This window comes from Hydrogenophaga sp. (assembly GCF_028698005.1).
In the GTDB taxonomy this organism is placed as follows: Bacteria; Pseudomonadota; Gammaproteobacteria; order Burkholderiales; family Burkholderiaceae_C; genus Hydrogenophaga.
In genome coordinates this window covers 1-2,941 of sequence record NZ_JAQVEJ010000249.1, presented here as the reverse complement: position 1 = coordinate 2,941, position 2,941 = coordinate 1, and the positions used below count along the sequence as shown (strand labels likewise).

Genomic DNA, 2,941 nt, shown 5'->3' with positions numbered 1-2,941 from the left:
TTCAAGGCTTGGCTGGTCGAACAGGCCAGCAGACCGGGCGCATCGGTCGCGGGTCTGGCGCTGCGCAATGGCGTCAACGCCAATCTGCTGCGTCACTGGATGAAGCTGGGCCATTGGCAATCGGGCACCCAGGCACTGTTACCCGTCACGGTTCTCGCGCAGCAGCCCTGTGCCGATGTGGTGGCGACCACCATTGCCCAATCGGCCACGGGCACAGTGGAGATCGAACTGTGCGGCGCCGTCATACGCCTGAGCGGTCAGGTCGATGCCGCGCAACTGAGGACGGTGGTCACCGCGTTGCGTGCATGATCGGCTTGCCAGCGAACACGCGGGTGTGGATCGTGGCCGGACACACCGACATGCGCAAGGGTTTCGATGGCCTGGCCGCGATGGTGCAGACCGCGCTGAGCGAGAACCCGTTCAGTGGCCACGTCTTCGTCTTCCGCGGCCGGCGCGGCGACATCATCAAGGTGCTGTGGTTCGATGGCCAGGGCCTTCTGCTGCTGAGCAAGCGACTCGAACGCGGGCGTTTCGTCTGGCCTCAAGCCTCGTGCGGTGGCGTATCGCTGACACCGGCACAGTTGTCGATGCTGCTCGAAGGCATCGATTGGCGCATGCCAGCGCGCACGCATCGGCCAGAGCTGGCCGCGTAGGGCTGCCGTTGCGGGTCATTCCCGATCGCCTGCCACGCGGGTGGGCGGCACAATCGAGGCCGTGTCCAGAGCTACCCCATCACAGCCGAGCCGCGAAGAATTGCTACGCATCATCGAGGCGCGCGATAGCGAGGTGGCACTGCTCAAGCTGATGGTCGACAAGCTCAAGTTGCAACTGCTGCGTCGCGTGCGCGCCGAGTTCGGAAGCTCCAGTGAACAGTGGGCGGCACAAATGCCTTTGATCGATGGCGGCGATGTCGTCATGGCCTCCCGATCCAAGCTCGCATCGACACAGGCTCCAGCCAACGACGCGCAGATCGACCGCGGTCTGCCGGCGCATCTGCCGCGCGAGGTCCAGGAACACCTGCCCCAGGTCAGCGACAGTCAGCACGACAGTACGGGTCAGCCCTGCGGCTGCACGGCCTGCGGTGCCCGGTTGCGCAAGATCGGGCAAGACGTCTCCGAGCAACTGGAGTACGTGCCCGCGCACTTCAAGGTGATCCGGCATGTACGGCCCAAGCTGGTCTGTGTGGCTTGTCAGACGATCTTCCAGGCCAGCGCACCCAGCCGCCCGATTGCACGCGGTGTGGCCGGTGCCGGCCTGCTGGCCCATGTGCTGGTCTCCAAGTATTGCGACCACTTGCCCTTGTACCGTCAAAGCGGCATCTATGCCCGCAGCGGTGTTGAGCTGGAGCGCTCCACGCTGGCCGGCTGGGTCGATCAAGCCGATCAGTTGCTGGACCCGCTGGTGGCGGCACTGGGGCGCTACACCTTGGCTGCGGCCAAGATCCACGCAGACGACACGCCGGTACCGGTGCTGCAGCCCGGACGGGGCCAGACCAAGACCGGGCGCTTGTGGGTGTATGTCAGAGACGACCGCCCGATCGGATCGAGCGATCCACCTGCAGCCTGGTACCAGTACACGCCGGACCGAAAGGGCGAACATCCACAGCGGCACCTGCGGCAATACCGGGGCATCCTTCAGGCGGACGCCTATGGCGGTTGGGGCAAGCTCTACGGCTCAGGCCAGATCACCGAGGCCGCTTGCTGGGCGCACGCGCGAAGGCCCTGGTGGGATCTGTACCTCAGCAGCGGCCGCGACGAGACCTCCATCGCGGCGCAGGCCCTGCGGCGCATCGCCGAGCTGTATGCGATCGAGCGTGAGATCCGAGGGCAGCCACCAGAGATGCGACGAGTCCAACGCCAAGCGCGGGCGAGCCCGCTGCTGCAGGAGATGCACGCCTGGCTGAGCCAACTGCTGGGGCGCGTGTCGGCCAAATCGGAATTGGCACAAGCCATCGGCTACAGCCTCACTCGCTGGCGGGCCCTGACGCGCTATTGCGATGACGGCCGTATCGAGATGGACAACAACGCTGCCGAGCGGGCGCTTCGTGGGGTTGCCTTGGGACGGGGCAACTACCTGTTCATGGGCTCGGACGCTGGCGGCGAGCGCGCGGCCGCGATCTACAGCCTGGTGCAGACGGCCAAGCTCAATGGCCTGGATCCCGAGGCCTACCTGCGCGAGGTGCTCAGCCGTATTGCCGATCACCCCATCAACCGCATCGATGAGCTGCTGCCCTGGAACCTGATGCAGTCAGAGGCCAACCCGGCACAGCAGCGCCAAGCCGCATGAGCGCACCCGGCATCGACCCGCGGGTGCTGGACGCCCTGCAAAACGCCAGCAGCCTGGAGCTGTTCCAGCTGAGCACGCTGATCGAGCGACTGCTGGCCGATCCGCGGCGCATCATTGCCGTGCGCAAGGACATGCACCTGGGGCAGACGGTGCGCTTTGTGGACTGGCGCGATGGCAGCCTGCGCCAGGGCAAGGTCGTGGCCATGCGCGAGACACAGGTCACCTTGCAGGACTTGCAGGAACGCAAGGAATGGAGGCTGCCCTACGCCGCGATCGAGCCGCCGCACCCCGATCCTGCGGCACCTCCACAAGCGCTAGCGCCTGAGCCGCCCGCCGTGCCGCGACCGACGCGCAACGACTTCCGGTGTGGGGAGAAGGTTGCCTTCGAGGACAAGTACCTGCAGACCGTCGTGGGCACCATCGTGCGCATCAACAGCCGCACCGCCACTATCGACCCCGGCGACGGCACCCATTGGCGCGTCGGCTTCGCCCTGCTGCGCCACGTCGTGGACGTTTGACTGCCTCCCGTCCTCCTCGTCAAGAGGGTGTTGAGGCAACGCTTACGGCAAACCCATGCCTACCGAGGCCGGTGATCAGGCGTCGGCAGGTTTCCAGCGGTGTGGCAGGAGCTCGACGATGCGGCTGGCCTTGTGCG

General features: G+C 66.1%; 4 protein-coding genes. All 4 read left to right on the top strand.

The genetic code is table 11. The features are described 5' to 3' along the window. Window positions 1-309: transposase (locus PHQ87_RS15535; RefSeq protein WP_300236372.1), on the top strand; the 309-nt coding region annotated here is incomplete at its 5' end. Then, window positions 306-653: an IS66 family insertion sequence element accessory protein TnpB gene (gene tnpB, locus PHQ87_RS15530; protein WP_300236369.1), complete on the top strand. Its 348-nt coding sequence runs from the start codon at window positions 306-308 to the stop codon at window positions 651-653. The genes PHQ87_RS15535 and tnpB, both read left to right, overlap by 4 nt. A 61-nt stretch (window positions 654-714) precedes the next feature. Further along, window positions 715-2,286: an IS66 family transposase gene (locus tag PHQ87_RS15525; RefSeq protein ID WP_300236366.1), complete on the top strand. Its 1,572-nt coding sequence runs from the start codon at window positions 715-717 to the stop codon at window positions 2,284-2,286. Next, window positions 2,283-2,804, top strand: a complete 522-nt coding sequence (locus tag PHQ87_RS15520; RefSeq protein WP_300236363.1) for a hypothetical protein — start codon at window positions 2,283-2,285, stop codon at window positions 2,802-2,804. Before PHQ87_RS15525 ends, PHQ87_RS15520 begins: the two co-directional genes overlap by 4 nt. Window positions 2,805-2,941: the final 137 nt, after the last annotated feature.